This is a genomic window from Pseudoponticoccus marisrubri (assembly GCF_001482405.1).
Lineage (GTDB): Bacteria > Pseudomonadota > Alphaproteobacteria > Rhodobacterales > Rhodobacteraceae > Pseudoponticoccus > Pseudoponticoccus marisrubri.
Map to the genome: position 1 here is coordinate 254,981 of NZ_LPXO01000006.1, position 20,325 is coordinate 275,305.

Annotated in this window: 21 protein-coding genes; 10 read left to right on the forward strand and 11 right to left on the reverse strand. The window is 65.3% G+C overall.

The window, feature by feature from the left end:
• Position 1: 1 nt before the first annotated feature.
• Both AVJ23_RS12340 and AVJ23_RS12345 read right to left on the reverse strand, forming a co-directional pair.
• Positions 2 to 421, reverse strand: a complete 420-nt coding sequence (locus AVJ23_RS12340) for a VOC family protein (RefSeq protein ID WP_058862492.1) — start codon at positions 419 to 421, stop codon at positions 2 to 4.
• Positions 418 to 1,107, reverse strand: coding sequence for a sugar transferase (locus tag AVJ23_RS12345; protein ID WP_058862493.1), 690 nt, complete (start codon positions 1,105 to 1,107; stop codon positions 418 to 420). The genes AVJ23_RS12340 and AVJ23_RS12345 overlap by 4 nt, the downstream gene beginning before the upstream one ends.
• 885 nt (positions 1,108 to 1,992) lie before the next feature.
• Here AVJ23_RS12345 and AVJ23_RS12350 point away from each other — a divergent pair.
• The 6 genes from AVJ23_RS12350 (at position 1,993) to AVJ23_RS12375 (ending at position 5,837) form a co-directional block, all read left to right on the forward strand.
• On the forward strand, positions 1,993 to 2,646 hold the full coding sequence (locus AVJ23_RS12350; RefSeq protein WP_437176754.1) for a ribonuclease D: 654 nt from the start codon (positions 1,993 to 1,995) through the stop codon (positions 2,644 to 2,646).
• A gap of 13 nt (positions 2,647 to 2,659) precedes the next feature.
• Complete coding sequence (gene lptC, locus AVJ23_RS12355; RefSeq protein ID WP_058862495.1) at positions 2,660 to 3,277, forward strand: LPS export ABC transporter periplasmic protein LptC; 618 nt, start codon at positions 2,660 to 2,662, stop codon at positions 3,275 to 3,277.
• Positions 3,274 to 3,759, forward strand: a complete 486-nt coding sequence (gene lptA, locus AVJ23_RS12360; protein WP_058862496.1) for a lipopolysaccharide transport periplasmic protein LptA — start codon at positions 3,274 to 3,276, stop codon at positions 3,757 to 3,759. The genes lptC and lptA overlap by 4 nt, the downstream gene beginning before the upstream one ends.
• Positions 3,760 to 4,518 carry an LPS export ABC transporter ATP-binding protein gene (lptB, locus tag AVJ23_RS12365; RefSeq protein WP_058862497.1) on the forward strand — a complete coding sequence of 253 codons (759 nt, stop codon included), beginning with the start codon at positions 3,760 to 3,762 and terminating at the stop codon, positions 4,516 to 4,518. It begins immediately after the preceding gene.
• Positions 4,519 to 4,775: 257 nt separating this feature from the next.
• Positions 4,776 to 5,339, forward strand: a complete 564-nt coding sequence (gene hpf, locus AVJ23_RS12370; protein ID WP_058862498.1) for a ribosome hibernation-promoting factor, HPF/YfiA family — start codon at positions 4,776 to 4,778, stop codon at positions 5,337 to 5,339.
• A gap of 33 nt (positions 5,340 to 5,372) precedes the next feature.
• A complete protein-coding gene (locus AVJ23_RS12375) occupies positions 5,373 to 5,837 on the forward strand; it encodes a PTS sugar transporter subunit IIA (RefSeq protein WP_058862499.1) in 465 nt (154 codons plus the stop codon).
• A 115-nt stretch (positions 5,838 to 5,952) separates the two neighbouring features.
• Here AVJ23_RS12375 and AVJ23_RS12380 read toward each other — a convergent pair whose 3' ends face one another.
• The 8 genes from AVJ23_RS12380 to cysQ all read right to left on the reverse strand — a co-directional run bounded on the left by AVJ23_RS12380 (position 5,953) and on the right by cysQ (position 15,391).
• Positions 5,953 to 7,383: a hypothetical protein gene (locus AVJ23_RS12380; RefSeq protein WP_058862500.1), complete on the reverse strand. Its 1,431-nt coding sequence runs from the start codon at positions 7,381 to 7,383 to the stop codon at positions 5,953 to 5,955.
• Between the two features lie 6 nt (positions 7,384 to 7,389).
• Entirely contained in the window at positions 7,390 to 9,090 is a 1,701-nt protein-coding gene (locus AVJ23_RS12385) for a DUF5927 domain-containing protein (protein WP_058862501.1), read from the reverse strand.
• Positions 9,087 to 10,073, reverse strand: coding sequence for a glycosyltransferase family 2 protein (locus AVJ23_RS12390; RefSeq protein ID WP_240484628.1), 987 nt, complete (start codon positions 10,071 to 10,073; stop codon positions 9,087 to 9,089). Before AVJ23_RS12390 ends, AVJ23_RS12385 begins: the two co-directional genes overlap by 4 nt.
• Positions 10,074 to 10,154: 81 nt before the next feature.
• Entirely contained in the window at positions 10,155 to 11,351 is a 1,197-nt protein-coding gene (locus AVJ23_RS12395) for a glycosyltransferase family 4 protein (protein WP_058862503.1), read from the reverse strand.
• Positions 11,332 to 12,315, reverse strand: a complete 984-nt coding sequence (galE, locus tag AVJ23_RS12400) for a UDP-glucose 4-epimerase GalE (protein ID WP_058862504.1) — start codon at positions 12,313 to 12,315, stop codon at positions 11,332 to 11,334. The genes AVJ23_RS12395 and galE overlap by 20 nt, the downstream gene beginning before the upstream one ends.
• A 4-nt stretch (positions 12,316 to 12,319) precedes the next feature.
• Positions 12,320 to 13,216, reverse strand: a complete 897-nt coding sequence (gene galU / locus AVJ23_RS12405) for a UTP--glucose-1-phosphate uridylyltransferase GalU (RefSeq protein WP_058862505.1) — start codon at positions 13,214 to 13,216, stop codon at positions 12,320 to 12,322.
• A gap of 87 nt (positions 13,217 to 13,303) precedes the next feature.
• Positions 13,304 to 14,587, reverse strand: coding sequence for a glycosyltransferase family 2 protein (locus AVJ23_RS12410; protein ID WP_058862506.1), 1,284 nt, complete (start codon positions 14,585 to 14,587; stop codon positions 13,304 to 13,306).
• A 6-nt stretch (positions 14,588 to 14,593) separates the two neighbouring features.
• Positions 14,594 to 15,391 (reverse strand): 3'(2'),5'-bisphosphate nucleotidase CysQ, encoded by a 798-nt coding sequence (cysQ, locus tag AVJ23_RS12415; RefSeq protein ID WP_058862507.1) that lies wholly within the window; start codon positions 15,389 to 15,391, stop codon positions 14,594 to 14,596.
• A gap of 125 nt (positions 15,392 to 15,516) precedes the next feature.
• Between cysQ and AVJ23_RS12420 the strand changes: the two genes are divergently transcribed.
• The 3 genes from AVJ23_RS12420 to AVJ23_RS12430 are packed head-to-tail and all read left to right on the forward strand — an operon-like array spanning position 15,517 to position 17,560.
• Positions 15,517 to 16,347, forward strand: a complete 831-nt coding sequence (locus tag AVJ23_RS12420) for an ABC transporter permease (protein ID WP_058862549.1) — start codon at positions 15,517 to 15,519, stop codon at positions 16,345 to 16,347.
• A gap of 20 nt (positions 16,348 to 16,367) precedes the next feature.
• On the forward strand, positions 16,368 to 16,940 hold the full coding sequence (locus AVJ23_RS12425; protein WP_058862508.1) for a COG3650 family protein: 573 nt from the start codon (positions 16,368 to 16,370) through the stop codon (positions 16,938 to 16,940).
• Positions 16,940 to 17,560 carry an SH3 domain-containing protein gene (locus AVJ23_RS12430; RefSeq protein WP_058862509.1) on the forward strand — a complete coding sequence of 207 codons (621 nt, stop codon included), beginning with the start codon at positions 16,940 to 16,942 and terminating at the stop codon, positions 17,558 to 17,560. Before AVJ23_RS12425 ends, AVJ23_RS12430 begins: the two co-directional genes overlap by 1 nt.
• Here the strand turns inward: AVJ23_RS12430 and AVJ23_RS12435 are convergent.
• Entirely contained in the window at positions 17,538 to 18,155 is a 618-nt protein-coding gene (locus AVJ23_RS12435) for an alpha-ketoglutarate-dependent dioxygenase AlkB family protein (protein ID WP_058862510.1), read from the reverse strand. The two genes, AVJ23_RS12430 and AVJ23_RS12435, sit on opposite strands and share 23 nt — an antisense overlap.
• A 214-nt stretch (positions 18,156 to 18,369) precedes the next feature.
• Between AVJ23_RS12435 and dnaK the strand changes: the two genes are divergently transcribed.
• A complete protein-coding gene (gene dnaK, locus AVJ23_RS12440) occupies positions 18,370 to 20,295 on the forward strand; it encodes a molecular chaperone DnaK (protein WP_058862511.1) in 1,926 nt (641 codons plus the stop codon).
• Positions 20,296 to 20,325 lie beyond the last annotated feature (30 nt).

Consider the following 20,325-nt stretch of genomic DNA (forward strand, 5'->3'; position numbering starts at 1 on the left):
CCTAGGCCGAGTTCGCAATCTCGATCAGGTTGCCATCCGGGTCGCGCAGGTAGATCGACCGGATCGGCCCGGTGGCACCGCTGCGCCCGACCGGCCCCTCTTCGACTGGGACGGACTGCCCGGACAAGTGATCCATCCACGCCTCGATCGGCGTCGCGGAGAGGAAACACAGATCGGCCGACCCGGGCCGCGGATCGCGGGCCTTGGGGTCGAACTCCCGCCCCGCTTGGTGCAGGTTGATCTTCTGGTCGCCGAACCGCAGCGCCCGCCGCGTGCTGCCATCGGCGGCGGTAAAGTGCAGAACGGACATGCCGAGCACCCGCGCATAGAAGGCGCAGGTGGTCTCTATATCCGCCACGGTCAGGACCAGGTGGTCGAACCTTTCGAGCTGTGGAGGATCCGCCTCTGGCGCGCTGCTCAACGCCCGGTGCCGTGCAGCACGACCCGCACCGTCTCTGCCAGCACCCGCAGATCGGTGGCCAGCGACAGGGTGCGCAGATAGTCGGTGTCGAACATGGCCCGCTGCGAGAACGAGGATTCATTGCGGACCGACACCTGCCAGGTGCCGGTGATGCCCGGGCGCAGCGCGTAATAGGCGGTGCCGGGATAGATCTCTTTCTGGCAGGGCATCATCGGCCGTGGGCCGACCAGCGACATGTCCCCGATGAGCACGTTCCAAAGCTGCGGCAGCTCGTCGACCGACGTCTTGCGGATCAGCATTCCGATCCGGGTGATGCGCGGATCGAAGCGCAGCTTCTGGTCGCGGTCCCACTCGGCCCGGGCGGCGGGGTGGTCGGCGAGGTAGGCCTGCAGGCGCGCCTCGGCATCGGGCACCATGCTGCGCAGCTTGTACATGTCGAAGATGCGCCCGTTCCGACCGACGCGTTTCTGGACATAGAAGGGCGATTTGCCGTCCCGCGCGATCAGCAGGGCGAAAACCGCCGTGACGATCAGTATGGGCAGGGCGGCGACCAAGACCAGCGCGATATCCAGCAGGCGCTTGGCCACGTCGCGATACAGGACCGGGCGGTCTTCGGCGAAGACGGCTTCGTCGATCAGCGTTTCGATTCGCGCCGTTGGCAGCGGCGGGCGAAGTTGCAGTGTCAAGATGACCTCCCAAGTCATGCGTTGACGGGTGCTCGGGTCAGCAAGATCGGAGGATCCGAAGCGGTGGGACAAAGCTCCGCCGGTCCACCGCCGGGGGCGATGGGCAAGCCGGTCGGGCAGAGGCCCCGCTATGTCACCGTGAATGGCTCAGTTCAGATCGCAGCAGACTTACGTACCGTTTACTCCCAGGTGGAAGCACCAACCCCCCAGTGCCGTTGAAGCAAATTTGGACCGAATTTTGTTCAAATTGCTCGATGCGAATGTTTATGCCGGCGACGCGGCTATGCGTCAACGCTTGGAAACGGTCACAACCTGAGAGTGAAAAGTTACTGTATAACAGAGGGTTGAGTCGTGAACGCCCAATGTGGGTGTGATGCTGATTGGCGTCACCTCCAGCGGCGCGAATTCGGGCACCTGTTCAGCCCGCCCGACCGGAAAAGATCAGGAAACAATACACCTTTGCTGTCACTGTACACTGCGCCGGAATGCGAAACATTCGTCGCGTGACGCACGGAGCTGGCCGCGTAAATCGGCCGATCTGGCGCACAACCGTTCCGGTTTCGCGTGACAGCGGAAACAATACGAGACGCGGAACATTGCGCGGATCCCTGCCGAGCCCGCGGTTTCCGGAGGGCCGCCGCGCCGTGATGCGCGGGAAATGGCCGAATCCGGCCAATTGTCGCCGACAATCCAGAGACGACTAAAAAGCCTCACGAAATGTTACAGTGCGGGGATTGACGTGTATCCCGCCGTCCGAATCGCGTCCTGCAATGGCCCTTTTGGCGCCGCATTCTGCCCGAATCCCGCCCGGATTCGGGCGGCGCGGGGCGAATTGGGGCAAACCGGCCCCGGGGCGTGCAGTTGAAAGCCGGGCATGGCGGGGATATGTGCCAAGACAAACGACGCTGGGGGAAAGGCCGCACCGTGAGCCATCAAGTGCACAAGGGGGATCTGCCCGACGACCTCGACCTTGGTCCGGTCGTCGCCATCGACTGCGAGACCATGGGGCTCAACCCCCATCGCGACCGGCTTTGTGTCGTGCAGCTGTCGTCCGGCGACGGGACCGCGCATCTGGTCCAGGTCGAGAAGGGGCAGGACAGCGCGCCCAACCTCGAACGTCTGCTGGGTGATCCGAATGTGCTCAAGCTGTTCCATTTCGGCCGCTTCGACATTGCCGCCATGTATCACGCCTTTGGTGCGCTGGCCGCGCCGGTCTATTGCACCAAGATCGCGAGCCGCATGGTGCGGACCTATACCGACCGTCACGGGCTCAAGGCGCTGACGCAGGAATTGCTGGGCGTCGACATCTCGAAGCAGCAGCAATCCAGCGACTGGGGCGCCGAGACGCTGACAGATGCGCAGGTCGATTATGCCGCGTCGGACGTGCTCTACCTGCATCGATTGCGCGAGGCGCTGGACGTCAAGCTGGCCCGCGAAGGCCGGACCGCGCTGGCGCAGGCCTGTTTCGATTTCCTGCCGGCCCGTGCCCTGCTGGACCTCGAGGGCTGGCCGGACACCGACATCTTCGCGCATGCCTGAGCGGGGATGAGCCATGGCGCGGGCCGACGGATGGTATTCGCAGGTCATCGCATGGCTGAAGATCCTGCTTCCGCTGGTGGCGCTGGCATTGCTCTCGACGATCTTCCTGCTGTCGCGCAGCGCCGACCCGGTCAGCAGCGTGCCCTTTGCCGATGCTTTGGAACAGGGCGAGATCGAGCGCGAGAATGTCACCGCCCCCTATTATGCGGGCACCACCGCGCGCGGTGACATCCTGACCATGACCGCGCGATCCGCCCGCCCCGAGGGCGCGGGCCGGATTCTTGCCGAAACGCTGGAGGCACGGCTGCAACTGGCCGATGGCAGCGAGATCCGCCTCGATGCCGGCTCGGCCACGTTGCGTGACGAGGACCGGCGCGCCCGGCTGGAAGGCGGTGTTCAGGTCGCCAGTTCCAACGGCTACACCCTGACCACCGACGTGCTGATCACCGGGCTGGACGCGGTCGAGGCGGAAAGCGAAGGCCCCGTCGCCGGCGAAGGGCCCGCGGGCACGCTTGAGGCGGGGAAAATGCGCATTGTCCCGTCAGAGAGCGGAGAAGATGTGCAAATGCTGTTCACCGACGGCGTGAAAATGGTGTATCAGCCCCGCAAGGAAAAGGATGCTGCCCCATGATCCGCCCCATTCTCATCACCCTGGCGCTGGCCGGGCTGCCCGCGCTGGCCGCCGCGCAGGCACAGGTCGCCTTTGGCAGCCTGCAACAGGACACCAGCGCCCCGGTCGAGGTGACCGCCGATGCGCTGTCGGTCAACCAGTCGGACGGCACGGCGCTCTATACCGGGAATGTCATTATCGCGCAGGGCGAGATGCGGCTGGCCGCGCCGCGCGTGCTGGTCGTCTACGCCCAGGAGGCCGGGCGTATCGAGCGGCTGGAGGCCACGGGCGGCGTCACGCTGGTCAGCGGCGAAGAGGCGGCCGAGGCCGAGCGCGCCGATTACATGATCGAGCAGGGACAGGTCGTGATGCGCGGCAACGTGCTCTTGACGCAGGGGCCCAACGCGCTCACCTCCGAGCAGATGACGGTCAATCTCGATGACGGAACGGCGCAGCTGGCCGGGCGCGTGCGCACGGTGTTGCAGCAGGGCGGGGACAACTAGATGGCCCGCCCGGACCTGACCGTGACCGAAGGCGACAGCGGGTTGCGGGTCAACCACCTGCGCAAGAGCTATCGCAAGCGCGTTGTGATCCGCGACGTGACCATGCGGCTCGACCGGGGAGAGGTCGTGGCGCTTCTGGGCCCCAACGGCTCGGGCAAGACCACATCCTTCTACGCGATCGCCGGGCTGGTGAACCCCGAGGGCGGGCAGGTGCTGATCGACGGGCGCGACGCGACCTACCTGCCGATGTATCGCCGCGCGCGTCTGGGCATCGGCTACCTGCCGCAGGAGATGTCGATCTTTCGCGGCATGAGCGTCGAGGACAATATCTCGGCCGTGCTGGACATTGCCGAGCGTGACAGCCACCGCCGGCGCGAACGGCTCGAGGAGTTGCTGGGCGAATTCTCGATCGAGCATCTGCGCCGCGCCCCGGCGCTGGCCCTGTCGGGGGGCGAGCGTCGCCGAGTCGAGATCGCCCGCTGCCTGGCCGCGGATCCCAAATACCTGCTGCTGGACGAACCCTTTGCCGGGGTCGACCCGATCAGCGTGGGCGACATCCGCCACCTGGTCGCGGATCTCAAGACCCGCGGGATCGGCGTGCTGATCACCGACCACAACGTGCGCGAAACGCTCGAGATCGTGGACCGCGCCTATATCCTGCATGACGGGCGCGTGCTGATGTCGGGCACGCCCCAGGACGTGGTCCAGAACGAGAACGTGCGCCGCGTCTACCTGGGCGACAATTTCCGCTTCGGATGACGCGGGACGACGATAGTCTGTCCGGGTTTGCAGGAAAATTTGACCACGGTTTCGATTGACACGACCCCGTCTTCCGTTCCTGAATAGAGGGATGGCACCCACGTTCGCTGCATGTCTGACCGGCGTCCCCCTGCTCGTGCAGGACGGGCCATGGCAGGCCGGCCGCGCCGGCGGGCGTCTTTCCTGAACCGTTGCTGCATCTTCGCGGGGGCCCTGTCCCCCGGACAGCCGCGGTGCAAAAGAGAAAAGGATGCAAGATGCGCTATCAGATCACGGGCAAGCATATCGATGTCGGGGAAGCTTTGCAGACGCATGTGCGCAACGAGCTGGGCGAGGTGCTGGAGAAGTACGGCCAGCGCCCCACCGATGCCACTGTGATCTTTTCCAAGGCCGCGCACGAATTCCATTGCGAAGCCGTCGTGCACCTGTCCAGCGGGCTGAACGCTGCCGCCAAGGCGCATGCGACCGAGATCTATGCCGCCTTCGACGATTGCGTCGAGAAGATGGACAAGCAGCTGCGCCGCTACAAGCGCCGGCTCAAGGATCACCACAAGGATCGGACGGAACCTGTTGAACATATCGGGGCGTCTTCGTATATCCTCGCCGGCGAGCCGGAATCGGAGGAGGCGGAGCCCGATACGCTTCAGCCGATCATCGTCGCCGAAATGGAAACGAAGATCCCGTCACTGTCCGTTGGTGAAGCAGTGATGCAAATGCAACTGGCAGGGGCCCCCGTGCTCGTGTTCCGGAACGAGAAAAAAGACGGGGTGAATGTCGTGTATCGCCGGGAAGATGGCAATATCGGCTGGATCGATCCCTGAACGAGCGGGCCGCCCCGACAATACAGGCTGAGCATGAAATTTGTAGATCTCCTCAAGACAGAGGCCGTGAAGGTCGTTGCCTCCGCATCGAGCAAGAAGCGCCTGATGCACGACATTGCCGATGTGGCCGCCGGCGCCTATGGCCTGTCGGAGAGCGAGGTGTTCGAAGCCTTGATGGAGCGCGAAACGCTGGGGCCGACCGGTGTCGGCCACGGCGTGGCGCTGCCACATGCGCGCGTCTCGCAGCTGACCGAGGTGGTCGGCGTGTTCATCCTGCTGGAAAAGCCCATCGATTTCGATGCGATCGACCGCCAGCCAGTCGACGTGGTCTTTGCGCTCTTCGCCCCCGAAGAGGCGGGTGTGGAGCATCTCAAGGCCCTGGCCCTCGTGTCGCGCACGCTGCGCGAAGGCATGACCTGCGCCAAGCTCCGGGCCAATCCCGACCCGGCTACGCTCTACACGATCCTGACCGAGGTCGAGGGCGTGCAGGCCGCATGACAGCTATGCCCGGCCGTGGCGTGCTGAAGAAACGCGCTTGGGGCCTGGGACAAAAGTTTTCAGAAAAACTTTTGCAAATTTCTTTCTCAAGAAATTTGTGCCCGCAGCCGGGGTGTCAGGCCCAGTCGTCGAAACCGAACATGATGTAGTCGCGGGCATAGGCCTCGCGGGCCAGTGCCTCGATCCGGTCGTCGTAGATCTCGGCCAGCGCGAAGGGGGCCGAGATCGGGACCGGTTCGGGATCAGGCGGCGTGGGGTGCCCGACCTGCATGGCCAGCGCCGGCAGGTAGAGCGCCATCTCGTCTTCGCGAACGACCATGTCCGGCAGGGTAAACTCGCTCATCCCTTGCAGGCATTGCGCCTGTGTCGCCCAATGACCATCGACCCGCACGGCGGTCTGGCCCGAGAGATTGGCCTTCACCCAGCCCAGCCACGCGGTGAAGGCGGCGCGATGGGCGTTGACGTCGTAATCGTCGCCCGGCGCATCCTCGGGGATGGGCAGGTTATGTGCCCGCCGCAGCGTCTTGCGGATGCCTCGGAAGCTGCCCTTCTCCAGCGACAGGATCTTGCTGCAGAACGCCTCATGCGCGCGGGCGACCGGGTGGCGCAGCACGGTAAAGCTGCGATGGCCGGGCCGGTCGCGCTTCCAGGCCCGCAAGGAGCCTTGCGTGAAGTCGCGCGTCAGTGCGCCCGGGTCGACACCGTCAAGCGCGGCCAGCCAGGCGGCAATGGCGGGTTCCGGCCCGGAGCGGATCGGCATATAGAGCAGCGGCGTGCGGGCGGCGGCGACATATCCGGGCACGACCGGGCCGCGGCGCGGCTCGAAATTCGGAGTGCGCGCCAGGTTGAACCGGTCGAGCCGGGCCAGCGCCTGTTCCATCTGGTCGAAATTCGCGACCTTCTCGGCTGTGGGCTGCGGGTTCTGGCGCTTGAGCGCCGTGTTCAGGCTGCCCAGCCGGGAGCGCGCGCCCAGCCATTGCGCCAGCCCGTTCATCACGTCGACATCCTGCAGATCTTCGTAGGCGACATAGAAAGCCGTCTGCGCCGTGGTCTGCAGCGCGTTCATGATCCGGACCTGGAAGTCCTGCAGCTCGGCCAGGTGCGTCTCGAACTCGGCCGCATCAAAGACCGCGCGGGCATCCTTGCGCCTCTTCACATTGGTCAGCTTCCACTGGCCGGTGGCCTGCGCGATCTTCCAGCTGACATAGCTGTCGACGGGGTTGCGCGTCAGCACGATCTTGGCCACGCGCGGATCCGCCAACAGCGGCTCCAGCACGCGCGGGTCGTGATCGTGGAAATAGCGGAAGCCCCCGATCCCGCCGGGCGTCGCGTGGCGGATCTGGCCCAGCAGGCGCGTGGGATCGTGATCGCGTTCGACCTGGGTGATGCCCAGGATTTCCTCGGAATTGGGGTAGCCGATGAAATGCGGATTGAAGGCCTCGCCATGGCAGGTGATGCCGTCAAAGGCGTTCAGGTTGGCTTCGAGGAAATTGGAGCCTGTCCGCATCTCGGCAAAGATCACGAAACAGTCGAAACGATCGGACATGGGGGCCTAGTGCTTGACGAGATAGGGTTTGCGCCGCTGAGACTGCGCCGCGCGCGGCCCGGGGTCCACCGGAAAATCCCCCATCAGGTAGGGGTGCATGCCCTGGTTCTTGAGATTCTGCAGGAACTGCCCAAACCCGGCGAGATCTTCCAGCCGCGGCGCCTCGGCCAGCCGGCGCAGGCTCTTCTGGCCGATCTCGTCGATGATGACCTGCAGCGGCTCCATCGGGGCCTCGATGAATTCCGCCATGCTCCAGATCCGGATGCGGGCCTTGACGTCGGGGCTGCGCAGCGTGTCGAGCATGCTGTTCTCGATCTTCTGCAGCGCCGCGGCCTCGGTCCGGATATCGGCGAAATTGGCGTTGGACTTGAACAGCGGCACGGCCCAGGCGCCCGAGATCACGCTGATCTGGGCATTGGGATCGCGCGACATGTCCCACAGCACCTTTGGGTTGTCATGCGGGCCGTATTGGAAACACTGCCGCTCGCCGCGCGTGTTCCACAGCAGGTTGGTGAGAAAGGCCTTGGGGTTGTAGTCGCGCAGCGCGGCATTGTCCGAAAGCGCGCCGTTCAGAACGCTCTGGCCGCCAGCGAATTCCGCCCGCTCGGGCCCGAAGAGATGGCCGTGCACCTGCGCGCCGGTGGCGCGGGCCAGCCAGGATTCGAAGTCCTGGAACAGCTCGGAAAACCCCTGGAAGACCGAGTACTTGCCGGCGGTCACGCCGTTCTCCCAGCCGAGATTGGGAAAGCGCGACTGCATGTAGAGCCCGGCCCGCCCCCGGGTTCGCCGGTCGACCGCCTTGGCGAAGATGCGGTCGATCTTGCCGGGATTGGGCTCCTGCCGGGAGGTGGTGCCGTTCGGCTCGGACAGGAAGGCATCGTAGAGCCGGCCGGCATGCGGCCAGATCTTGCGCGCCACGAAACAGTCGGAGCGGCGCAGCAATTGCAGATGGTCGTCGTAGAAGATGTGCGGCTTGCCCTGGAAGTCGAACTTGGACAGGGTCAGCGAGCGGCTTTCGATATTGGTGGAATAGAGCCGCGACAGGGTCTGGAAATAGCTTTCATCCGGGATCCAGACCCGCCGGAAGTAGCGGTCGTATTTCGGGCGGTCCGGATCCTGCAGGATGGCCGAAAGGGTCTGGCGCGTCAGGCACCACCACTGGCTGCCCATATGCGGCACCAGCCCCTTGGGCACGCGTCGGCGGAACCCGATCTGGCGCTGGAACTCGACGAAGCGGTCGAAAAGATAGCGGTGCTTGCGCCAGGAAAACGGAAAATACATGGTGAAGCGTTCATGGTCGAGCCCGCCCACCGTCCAGGGCACGTCGGCCGTGGTGGCGCTTTCGATGAAGTCGGTGCGCGGCCGCATCGCCAGATATTCGACCAGCTCCTCGACCGGGCGCAGCGGCAGGCAGGCGCCGGAGGCGAGGTAGACATGGCGCACCTCCTCGAAGCGGTTGAGCATCAGCTCGGCCGCGTCCTGGCTGGCCGCGACCAGCCCCCAGGTCCCCCATTCGCAGCGATGGCGGCGCGAGAACAGGATCGAAGGGCAATCCGACAGGCTTTCGACAAACGCGTCGAAGGCGGGTTTCGGCACGATCCGGTCGACATGGATCACCACGGGACAGCCGCCCCGGGTCCAGTGGCGCGCCACCTCCTCGGCCCGGTTCAGCGCCGTGTGCACCAGCATCACGATGCCGACGGTCATGCCCAGTTCCCCTTGGACATGAGGCCGAGGATCTCGAGCTGGCGCCAGTTGATGTATTTCTCGGACCACTTGCACCAGAGATCGGGATTGTCGCGCACCGCCTCGGCATAGGCGGTGTATTCGCGGCTGGCGCCGTAATGCTGCTTGCGCGTGAGCTCTTCCTCGGCCTTCTCGGCAAAGGTGCTGAGGAACTTGGTGTGCAGCAGGATGCCGCTGGCCTTCTCGCCGCCCCATTCGTCGTAGACCTGGTTCAGCCCGCGCGGCAGCAGGTTGTGGGTCGACGAAACATAGGCATAGCGCCGGTCCCACTTGACCAGCGGGATCTTGTTCAGCGCCGGCGCCTTGGCCGGATCATCGGCAAAGAATACGCGCGCCCGCGGTCCACCCTGGATCCACAGATTGCCCAGCTGGCCGTTCCGGCTGATCGTGTAATTGCCCGCATCGAACCAGGACGCGATCTCCAGCGGGTCCTGGCCGGCGCTGTAGGGTTGCTGGTCCAGCCGCCCCTTGGGATACATGTCCAGCAGCATGGCCGAAAAGGACTTGATCGAGGAGGCATCCAGCCAGTCGGTCAGCGCACGCAGCGGGCGCGTGTCGCAGAACGGGTAGAGAAACAGCTCATCCGGGTCGACGGTCAGGATCCAGTGCCCATGGGCGTATTTCATCGACAGCCAGTTCAGCCAGTCGACGCCGAACCGGGCCCGCTTGTAGCTGGCCCGCGTCGTCCAGACCGACACGTCGGGCTGCCGCGCGAGATAGTCGAGCGAGCCATCCGCGCTGTCATTGTCCACGAAGAAGAAGTGGTTCACCCCCATCTCGCGGTAGTATTTCAGGAACCATGGCAGGCGCACGCCCTCGTTGCGCTGCGTGGAGAAGAGCAGGATGTCCCCGGGGCGGATATCGGCGGTGCGGTTGGCGACCGGGCGCAGGTCGCGACGCTTGCGAAAGGCACGGATGCGCCAGCGCCTGCGGCGAAGCCTCAACCGGTATGACTGCCATGCCCCCAATAGAGCGCCCCCTCTGTCCGCCCCCGAAGCCGGCGTTGTCCTGTTGGCGTGCTGCTATCAGATCAGGTTTAACACAGTCTTGAAATGCGCCTCCCATGTCGGGGGGGCGAATTCCCGGATCCGGTCGGCGGAGGCTGACTGCGCTGCCCGATCGTCCTTTGCCAGCATGCTTATGGTTGTTGCCCAAAGATACCTGTCCGTCACAGGGGCGTAAATGGGAATATCTTCCAGAATTTCTCGATAGATGGACAAATCGTTGCAGACCACCGGCACGCCCAGCGCGGCCGCCTCGATCGGGGGCAGGCCGTAGCCTTCTGCGAGGCTGGGAAACAGCACGCCGTTTGCGCCCTGCATCAGCGCGGCGATTTCCGAATCCGGGAGGCCGGGCAGCTCATGCACCCGCTCGGGCCTGGCATCCAGCCGCTCGAACACGGCCTCGTTGCGCCAGCCACGGCTGCCGCAGATCAGCAGATGGGCCGGCGCAACCTCCGGCCAGAGGTCCAGAAGGAAGGCGTGGTTCTTGCGCGGCTCGATCGTGCCCAGCGTCACGAAATAGGGCGCGCCCTGCCAGGGGCCGCGCGGCGCCACGCCGGGCACGGGCGGGTCGATACCCAGATGCGCGACGACACAGGGCGGCACGCGCCCGGCGCCGAGATGGCGCGTGATGTCGGCCTGTGTCTGGTACGAATTGCAGATCAGCAGATCGGCACGCCCGGCCGCACGCGTCAGGAAGCGGCGGAAGCGCAGCGCGGTCTCGGGGCGCTGGTATTCGGGCGCGTCCAGCGGGATCGTGTCGTGGATCAACACGGCGATGCGCGCCCCGACCCCCGTCAGGGCGGACAGCACCCGGTCGGTCAGGTTGGTATGCCCGGTATTGATGTAGTGCACGCCCTGCGGCAGGTGCCGACGCAGCATGCGCGACAGCCCGATGGGCAGGCATCGGTCGCGACAGATACGCCGCAGATCCGCCTCGGCCCGCGCGCGTGTCGGATCGAGGCCCCGCTTGATCCGTGACAGGCGATCCGGCGGCCCCCACCCGCCATGGGTCAGGCGGTCACGCAGTTGCGCACAGCCCGCCGCGTCCAGAAGGACAAAGCCCAGCGAGCTGCGTACCAGCCCGTAAAGCGGCCCCTCTTCCAGAAGCTGGCGAAGATAGGCGAACTCGACACGGTCGACGCCGGTCATGGGGCGCCCGGCCCGGCTGACCAGCCGGGTCAGGTCGAGCAGACGGGCCTCAGGCCTCGTAATGCCCATTCTTGTGCCAACGCCACGCGTCCGAGATCATCTGTTGCAGGGTGGAGCGTTCGGGCCGCCATCCCAGCTCCTCGCCGGCGCGGGTCGAGCCGGAGACCAGCTTGGTCGCATCCCCCGGACGACGTGGGCCTTCGGTGCAAGGCACCTCGGCATTGGTCACGTGCCCGGCCGCGTCGATCACCTCGCGGACCGAGAAGCCACGCCCGGTGCCAAGATTGAAGACGCGGCTTTTCTGCCCCTCTTCCAGCCATTTCAGCCCGGCCACATGCGCATCGACCAGATCGCAGACATGCACGTAGTCGCGGATGCAGGTGCCGTCCGCCGTGTCGTAATCGGTGCCGTGAATGGTCAGGGCCGGGCGCTTGCCGTCGATCGCGTCCAGCATGACCGGGATCAGGTGCGTCTCCGGGCGGTGATGCTCGCCCACCTCGCCATCGGGATCGGCGCCCGCCACGTTGAAATAGCGGAAGATCACGTGCCGCAGCCCGTGGGCTGCCTCGAAATCGCGCAGCATGTCCTCGATGGCACGCTTGGAGGCGCCGTAGGCGTTCAGCGGCAGCTGGGGCGTGTCCTCGTCCAGCACGACATTGTCATGCTCGCCATAGGTGGCGCAGGTCGAGGAGAAGACGAATTGCGTACAGCCCGCGGCGGCGGCGGCCTCGAGCAGCGTCAGCGACCCCTCGACATTGTTGCGCCAGTAGAGCCCGGGCTTGGCCATCGCCTCGCCCACGAGGCTGAGCGCGGCAAAGTGCATCACGGCCACGGGCTGCCACTTGGCAAAGACATCATCCAAACGCGCGCGATCGGTCAATTCGCCCGTTTCCAGCGGGCCGAATTTCACCGCGTCCCGCCAGCCGGTCGAGAGGTTGTCATAGGTCACGGGCGTGTATCCTGCCCGTGCCAATGTCTTGCAGGCGTGGCTGCCGATATAGCCGGCCCCGCCCGTCACCAATACTGTCGTCACGTGGTTATTCCGCTGCCTTGCGCGAGGACATCATCTCTTGCAGGTAGGCGTCGAGATCGTCGCGCAGATCATCGCGGGCCAGGCCGAAGGCCACCGTCGCCTGCAGGAAGCCGGCCTTGGAGCCGCAATCGAAACGCTGGCCGCGGAAGCGATAGCCGTAGACGCCGTTGTCCTCGTCGCCGATCTGCTGGGCGATGGCATCGGTCAGCTGGACCTCGCCACCGGCGCCCGATTTCATCTTGTTCAGGTTCCGGAAGATCTCGGAGGACAGGATGTAGCGACCGATCACGGCGAGGTTGGACGGGGCTTTTTCTGCCTCGGGCTTCTCGACCATGCCCTTGACCTTGACCATGCTGCCCATGTCCTCGGCCACGTCCAGCACACCGTAGGAGCTGATACGTTCCTGCGGAACTTCCATTGCCGCGACCATGTTGCCGCCGACCTCTTCATAGGCCTCGACCATCTGCTGCAGGCAGGGCTTTTCGGCGGCGATGACGTCATCGGGCAGGATGACGGCAAAGGGTTCGTTGTGGATCAGGCGCCGCGCGCACCAGACGGCATGGCCCAGCCCCAGTGCCTTGTGCTGGCGGATATAGGCGATGTCGCCGGAATCCATGTTGGTGCTCTTGAGCGTCTCCAGCAGCGCATCCTTGCCCTTGCGGCGCAACTCCTGCTCCAGCGTGGGGGCATGGTCGAAATAATCCTCGAGCGCGCTCTTGCCCCGCGAGGTGACGAAGATGAATTCCTTGATGCCGGCCGCGCGCGCTTCATCGATCGCGTACTGGATCAGGGGTCGGTCGACCAGCGTCATGATCTCCTTGGGAACCGACTTGGTGGCCGGCAGAAACCGGGTCCCCAGACCTGCGACCGGGAAAATGGCTTTCGTGACCTTCTTGCGCATCTGCCTACTCCTTGTTCCATCGTGGCGGCATCTTACACGAACGTTTATCGGCATGTGCCTGTTTCGTGCGAGCCTGGCGCGTCAATTTCAGTTTTTGTTGTGCCTTTTCTGACAACTCGTTTCCTGACCCGTCTTTACGTAACTCATGTGGCCGCGAACAGGGACGAGGCGCCGCATCTCGTCCTCGATGCGAGCGGAAAATCGCCAATAGCGGAAAAATGAAGCATCTCGACGGCTGCGCCCGAAGAGACCGCCGCTCTGCTCCCAGACACCGGTCGCGGTGAACCGCACCCTGTGGGGACGCGCGGTTGGTGAAAGCAGGAACAGCGTCACGGTTGCGCCATGGCCCACCATGTCCGCCGCCTGCGCGCGCAGCGTATCAGCCTGCCAACTGCGCCCGGCAAGCACCTCGTGCGGCGCGCCCGGCATCGCGCCGAAGTCCTGGAAGGCCGGCGGGTCGGGCAGTTCCGGCAGGGCGTCGATCTCGCGCTGCGCCCCCTCGTGCGCGCCCCGATCCAGCCCGGCCAGCAGGCGCATCACGTCATCCGGGGCCAGCGGCCCGCGTTGCATGGCGCGCAACAGGCGTGCCCGTTGCGCCGCGTGGAAGGTGGCCCAGGCCTCGGCGTGCTCGGATGCAGGGCAGTGCTTGCGCAGGAAAACCTGCTTGGAGGCCGCGATCTGGGAAAGGTCGCGCGGCGTCCGGTCGGGCGCGCGCCGCGGGCTTTCGGCAAAGCCGTGATGGACCTGCGCCAGCGGCACGATCGCCGTGGCCAGCCCGGCCTCGGCGATGCGCATGTTCAGGTCGGTCTCGTCAAGGTAGAAGGCAAAGGCAGGGTCGAAACCGCCAAGCCGGGCCAGCACCGCGCGCCGCACCGCCATGTTGGTGCCCTCGGTCTTGGTGGCACGCCCCGGGCCGGGGTCCGGGATGGCCGGATCTGTCCCGGCCAGCGCCAGCGCATGTGCCTCGCCCGTCTGGTCGATGCTGCGCGCCGTCCATTGAAAGGAAATCCCGTTGCGGCCGATGACGTACCCGCCCGCGGCCGCCACCTCGGGCCGGTCGAAGGGGCTTACGAGATGCCTCAGCCAGAGCGGTTCGGGCACGGCGTCATCGTCGATGAAGGCCACAAGTTCGCCCGCGGCCTGCGCAACTCCCAGATTGCGCGCCTGCGAGATATTGGGCCGGTCGAAGGGCACCAGCTTGATGCCGCCATTCTCCGGCCAGCCCCGCACGACGGCCTGCCCCTCGGGGCAGGCCACCACCACGACCTCCAGCGGCGCATAGTCGAGCTGGGCGATCCCGGCCACGCAGCGCGCAAGCGCCGCGGGGCGACCCCGGCTGACAACGACCACGCTGACCGGGCGGGCGGGCACCGGGGCTCAGCCTTCCTTCAGCTCCACCCCCGGCGCGTAGGCGATGAAGAACGGGTTGGCGAACCCGACCTTGCCATAGGCGAGCGCGGAGTGATCGTCGAAGCGCACGACCCGTCCGCCAGCCCCGTTCAGCACGGCATGACCGGCGGCGGTGTCCCACTCCATCGTGCGGCCCAGACGCGGATAGAGATCGGCCTCACCGGTCGCCACGAGACAGAATTTCAGCGAGGAGCCGGCGCTGGTCATGTCCTTGACCGCATACTTGTTGATATAGGCGTCGGTCGCCTCGTCGCGATGCGACTTGGAGGCCACGACCATCAGCGCCTCGTTGTCGGGCTCGCCCACCTTGATGGGGGTGGTTTCGCCGGGGGTGTCCTTGTCGAAGGGGCCGGTCTCCTCGACCGCGACGCCCACGCTGTCGGTGTAGAACATGCGCTCGCGCGCCGGGGCATAGACCACGCCGCGGGTCGGCACGCCATCCTCGACCAATGCGATGTTCACGGTGAAATCGCCGCGGCGGTTGACGAATTCCTTGGTGCCGTCCAGCGGATCGACGATCAGGAAGGTCAGCGCTTCGGTGTCATGGCTGTCGGCCTGCTCCTCGGTCACCAGCGCGACATCCGGAAAGGCCTCGCGCAGCCCGGCCGAGATCAGCGCGTCGGCAGCCTCGTCCGCGGCGGTGACCGGGCTCTCGTCGGACTTGGCGCGCACGTCGAAATCGTCGGAGTTGTAGATCTCCATGATCTTGTCGCCCGCCTCCAGCGCAAGGCGCCGCATGATCGGGGTCAGTTCGGAATAGTTCATGGGGCCGGCTCCTCTCCGCGACAGGCGCGGTTTCATTGATTTGAAAGCTCTCCCGACTTATGCTGCCGATTACAAAGAACGGCAAGCATGCCGCAGATCAGGCCGCGTATCGGAGCAGCGCCATCATGTTTCAGGTCACCGCCCCCCGGTCCCGGCTGGGATCCGCCCTCTATATTGCCGAGCTCGTCTATCACAACTCGGTCCGCGCAGTCCGAAAGACGCATGGCAACGCGTTCATGGCGATCTTCATGAACATGCTGCAGACGATCATCTTCGTGCTGGCCTTCGTGGTCATGTTCTCGATCCTGGGGCTGCGCGGCACGGCGATCCGGGGCGATTTCATCATCTACATCATGACCGGGGTCTTCCTGTTCATGACCCATACCAAGACGCTGGGCGCCGTCGCCGGGTCCGAGGGGCCGGCCAGCCCGATGATGCAGCATGCGCCGATGAACACCGCCATCGCCATCGCGGCGGCCATGGTCAGCACGCTCTACATCCAGATCCTGTCGCTTTTCGCGATCCTCTTCGTCTATGACGTGGCCTTCAATCCCTATGTCATGAGCGAGATCCACGACCCGATCGGCTGCATGGCCATGGTGCTGCTGTCTTGGTTCTCGGGGGCGGCGATCGGGCTGGTCTTCCTGGCCGCCAAGCCCTGGTTCCCCGAGCCGGTCAGCATCATCTCGACCATCTACCAGCGCGCCAACATGATCGCCTCGGGCAAGATGTTCGTGGCCAACACGCTGCCGCCCAAGATGCTGGTCATGTTCGACTGGAACCCGCTCTTCCACACGATCGACCAGTCGCGTGGCTACGCTTTCGTGGATTACAACCCCCGGAATTCCGACTGGGAATATGCCTTCTACCTGTCTATCATCCTGATCATGATTGGTCTCATGGGTGAATTTTACACCCGCAAACACGCATCTGCTTCCTGGAGTGCGCGACGATGATTAGACTGGCTGCCTTTTTCATGATCCTTGCAGGCGCCGTTGCGGCGCAGAACCTGCCGGCCCTCTACGACGTGACCGATGTCGCCTCGGACGACATCCTGAACGTGCGCAACCGGCCCAGTGCCAGTTCCACCGTGATCGGCACGCTGGCCTTCGATGCCCGCGGCGTCGAGGTGGTCGAGACGCAGGACAACTGGGGCCGGGTCAACGTGGACGGCGTGTCCGGCTGGGCCTCGATGCGTTTCCTTTCCCGCCAGCCCGACAGCGACCTGCCGCATGCGCTGCGCTTCGACTGTTTCGGGACCGAGCCGTTCTGGTCGCTGGAGGTGACGCAGGGCAACAGCGCGATCTTCTCGACGCCCGAGGGGCGGAGCAAGGCGTTCCGCATCGGCAATGTCACGACCGCCTCGGGCCGGCCCTTCCCGCATGCCGTTCTGGGCACCGCCCCGGGCGAGAACATCGCGCTGGTCGTCGGGCGCGAGATCTGCTCGGACGGGATGTCGGACAACCTGTTCGGTCATGACGGCACGGTCGTGCTCAGCGGGTATGACATGCAGGTCTATTCCGGCTGCTGTTCGGTGCAGGCCGACTGATGCGCGCGCTGGTCCTCGCGCTGCTGGTCGCCCTCTCTCCCCTCGCCGTCGCTGCCGACCCGGTGCTCTACCACGTGACCGATGTCGCGGCCGATGATGTCCTGAACATCCGGGCCGAGCCGCGCAGCGGCACCGAGATCCTTGGCGCGCTCGGCCCCGATGACCGGTATGTCGAGGTGCTGGAGCTGGACAGCTCGGGCAAGTGGGGGCTGGTGCGCGCGGGCGAGGCCGGCATGGGCTGGGTCTTCATGCGTTACATGGCCGCGGTGCCCGGCGCGACCTATCCGGACTGGCCGCATCTGCGCTGCTCGGGCAGCGAATACCCGTGGAGCTTCATTGTCACCCAGGGCGGTGCCGCGCAATACCGGGTGGGTTACGGCGAGCAGGGCTTTCTGCTGCAGGCCGGCAGCCTTGCCAGCGGGGGCGAACATCTCTTCGCACGGGGCGTGCTCGCTCGCGGCGAGGGCATCACCGTCACCGCCGCGATCCAGCCGGGCAGTTGCTCCAGCACAATGATCGACGCGGAATACGGGCTGCGCGGCGCGATCTGGGCGCTGACCGCCGAGGGCGAGCGCTTTCACAACGGCTGTTGCGTGCTCACCGCCCCGCCGGCGCAGTGACGACGCGCAGCGTCAGGTTGATGCGCCCGCCCTGCGGCAGCAGCGTGGACGAGCCGAAGCGGATCCGGTCCACCCCGTGATGGGCGAGGCGCGCGTCGCCGCCCATCACAACCACGTCGCCCGAACGCAGCCAGACCGTTTCCGTCCGGCCGCCGCGCGCCACGTTGCCCATGCGGAACAGCGCCTCGTCGCCCAGGCTGACCGACACCACCGGGCAGGACAGGTCGGCCTCGTCATGGTCCTGGTGCATCCCCATGCGCGCGCCTTCGCCGTACCAGTTGATCAGGCAGCACTCGGGCGCGCGATCGCAGCCGCTGACCGCGTCCCAGATGGCGCGCACCTCGGACGGAATCTCCGGCCAGGCCATGCCCTCGGGGTGGCGCGGCTCATAGCGATAGCCGCGCCGGTCGGTGATCCAGCCGAAATCGCCCGCGGCGCTCATGCGCACCGACATGGGCCGGCCACGCGGCGTCACGGGCTGCACCAGCGGTGCGGCGCGCAGGATCTCGCGCAGGCGCGCGACCAGTGCCTCCTGCGCGGCACGGTTCAGGAATTCGGGGTGGATCACGAAACCCTTGCGTTCGATCGGTGTCATCGACGGTCCTTCCTGCCATGGCAACTTGCAAGCAGCGGGGGTTTCCCGACAATTGCCGCACTCACGGCGCTTGCAGCACTCAATACCCCTCCTTATATACCCTCCGAACGCGCTGGCGGGACGTCTCGCCGGCCTCAAGAGATGCGGGGCAGGATGCCGAAACGGGTCCCCACGCCTCGTGACATCGCCTGACGAAAGATAAGGGATCGAAACCATGGGTAAAGTGATCGGAATCGACCTTGGCACCACGAACTCCTGCGTGGCCATCATGGATGGCAGCCAGGCCCGCGTGATCGAGAACGCGGAAGGTGCCCGGACGACACCCTCGATTGTCGCCTTCACCGACGACGAACGTCTTGTCGGCCAGCCGGCCAAGCGGCAGGCCGTGACCAACCCCGAAGCCACCATCTTCGCGGTCAAGCGCCTGATCGGGCGCCGCACCACCGATGCCGAGGTGACCAAGGACAAGGACATCGTCCCGTACAAGATCATCGATGGCGGCAATGGGGACGCATGGGTCGAGGCCCGTGGCGAGAAGTACAGCCCCAGCCAGATCTCGGCCTTCATCCTGCAGAAGATGAAGGAAACCGCCGAAAGCTATCTTGGCGAGGAAGTGACCGAAGCGGTCATCACCGTCCCGGCCTATTTCAACGACGCCCAGCGTCAGGCCACCAAGGACGCGGGCAAGATCGCCGGCCTGAACGTGCTGCGCATCATCAACGAGCCGACCGCCGCCGCGTTGGCCTATGGTCTGGACAAGAAGGACAGCAAGACGATCGCGGTCTACGACCTCGGCGGCGGCACCTTCGACGTGACCATCCTCGAGATCGATGACGGCCTGTTCGAGGTGAAGTCCACCAATGGTGACACCTTCCTTGGTGGTGAAGACTTCGACATGCGGATCGTCAACTACCTGGCGAGCGAGTTCAAGAAAGAGCACGGCGTCGACCTGACACAGGACAAGATGGCCCTGCAGCGCCTGAAAGAGGCCGCCGAGAAGGCCAAGATCGAGCTGTCCAGCGCCACCCAGACCGAGATCAACCAGCCGTTCATCTCGATGGGCTCGGGCGGCACGCCGCTGCACCTGGTGATGAAGCTGACCCGCGCCAAGCTGGAAAGCCTCGTCAACGACCTGATCAAGAACTCGATCAAGCCGTGCCAGGCCGCGCTCAAGGATGCCGGGCTGTCGACCACGGATATCGACGAGGTCGTGCTGGTCGGTGGCCAGACGCGCATGCCCAAGGTCTTCGAGGAAGTGACCAAGTTCTTCGGCAAGGAACCCCACAAGGGCGTGAACCCCGACGAGGTGGTCGCCATGGGCGCCGCCATCCAGGCCGGCGTGCTGCAGGGTGACGTCAAGGACGTGGTCCTGCTCGACGTGACGCCGCTGTCGCTGGGCATCGAGACGCTGGGCGGTGTCTTCACCCGCCTGATCGACCGGAACACCACGATCCCGACCAAGAAGTCCCAGGTCTTCTCGACCGCCGAGGACAACCAGTCGGCCGTGACGATCCGCGTCTTCCAGGGTGAGCGCGAGATGGCCTCGGACAACAAGATGCTGGGCCAGTTCAACCTTGAGGACATTCCGCCGGCCCCGCGCGGCATGCCCCAGATCGAGGTGACCTTCGACATCGACGCCAACGGCATCGTGTCGGTCAGCGCCAAGGACAAGGGCACCGGCAAGGAGCAGAAGATCACCATCCAGGCGTCGGGTGGCCTGTCGGATGACGATATCGAGCGGATGGTGAAGGAAGCCGAGGAGAACGCCGAGGCCGACAAGGAGCGCAAGGAGCTGGTCGAGGCCCGCAACCAGGCGGAAAGCCTGATCCATTCGACCGAGAAGTCGATCGAGGATCACGGCGACAAGGTCGATCCCTCCACCGTCGAGGCGATCGAGCTGGCCGTGGCCGCGCTCAAGGACGATCTCGAGAAGGACGACGTGACCGCCGAGAAGATCAAGTCGGGCATCCAGAACGTCACCGAAGCGGCGATGAAGCTGGGCGAGGCGATCTACAAGGCACAGGCCGAGGAAGGCGCCTCCGAAGGTCCGGCCGAGACCGACAACCCGTCGGGTGCGGCGGATGACGACGATATCGTAGATGCCGATTTCGAGGATCTCGACGACAACAAGCGGGCCTGAGGTCATAGCTTTCGGAACCAGTTTGGGGCC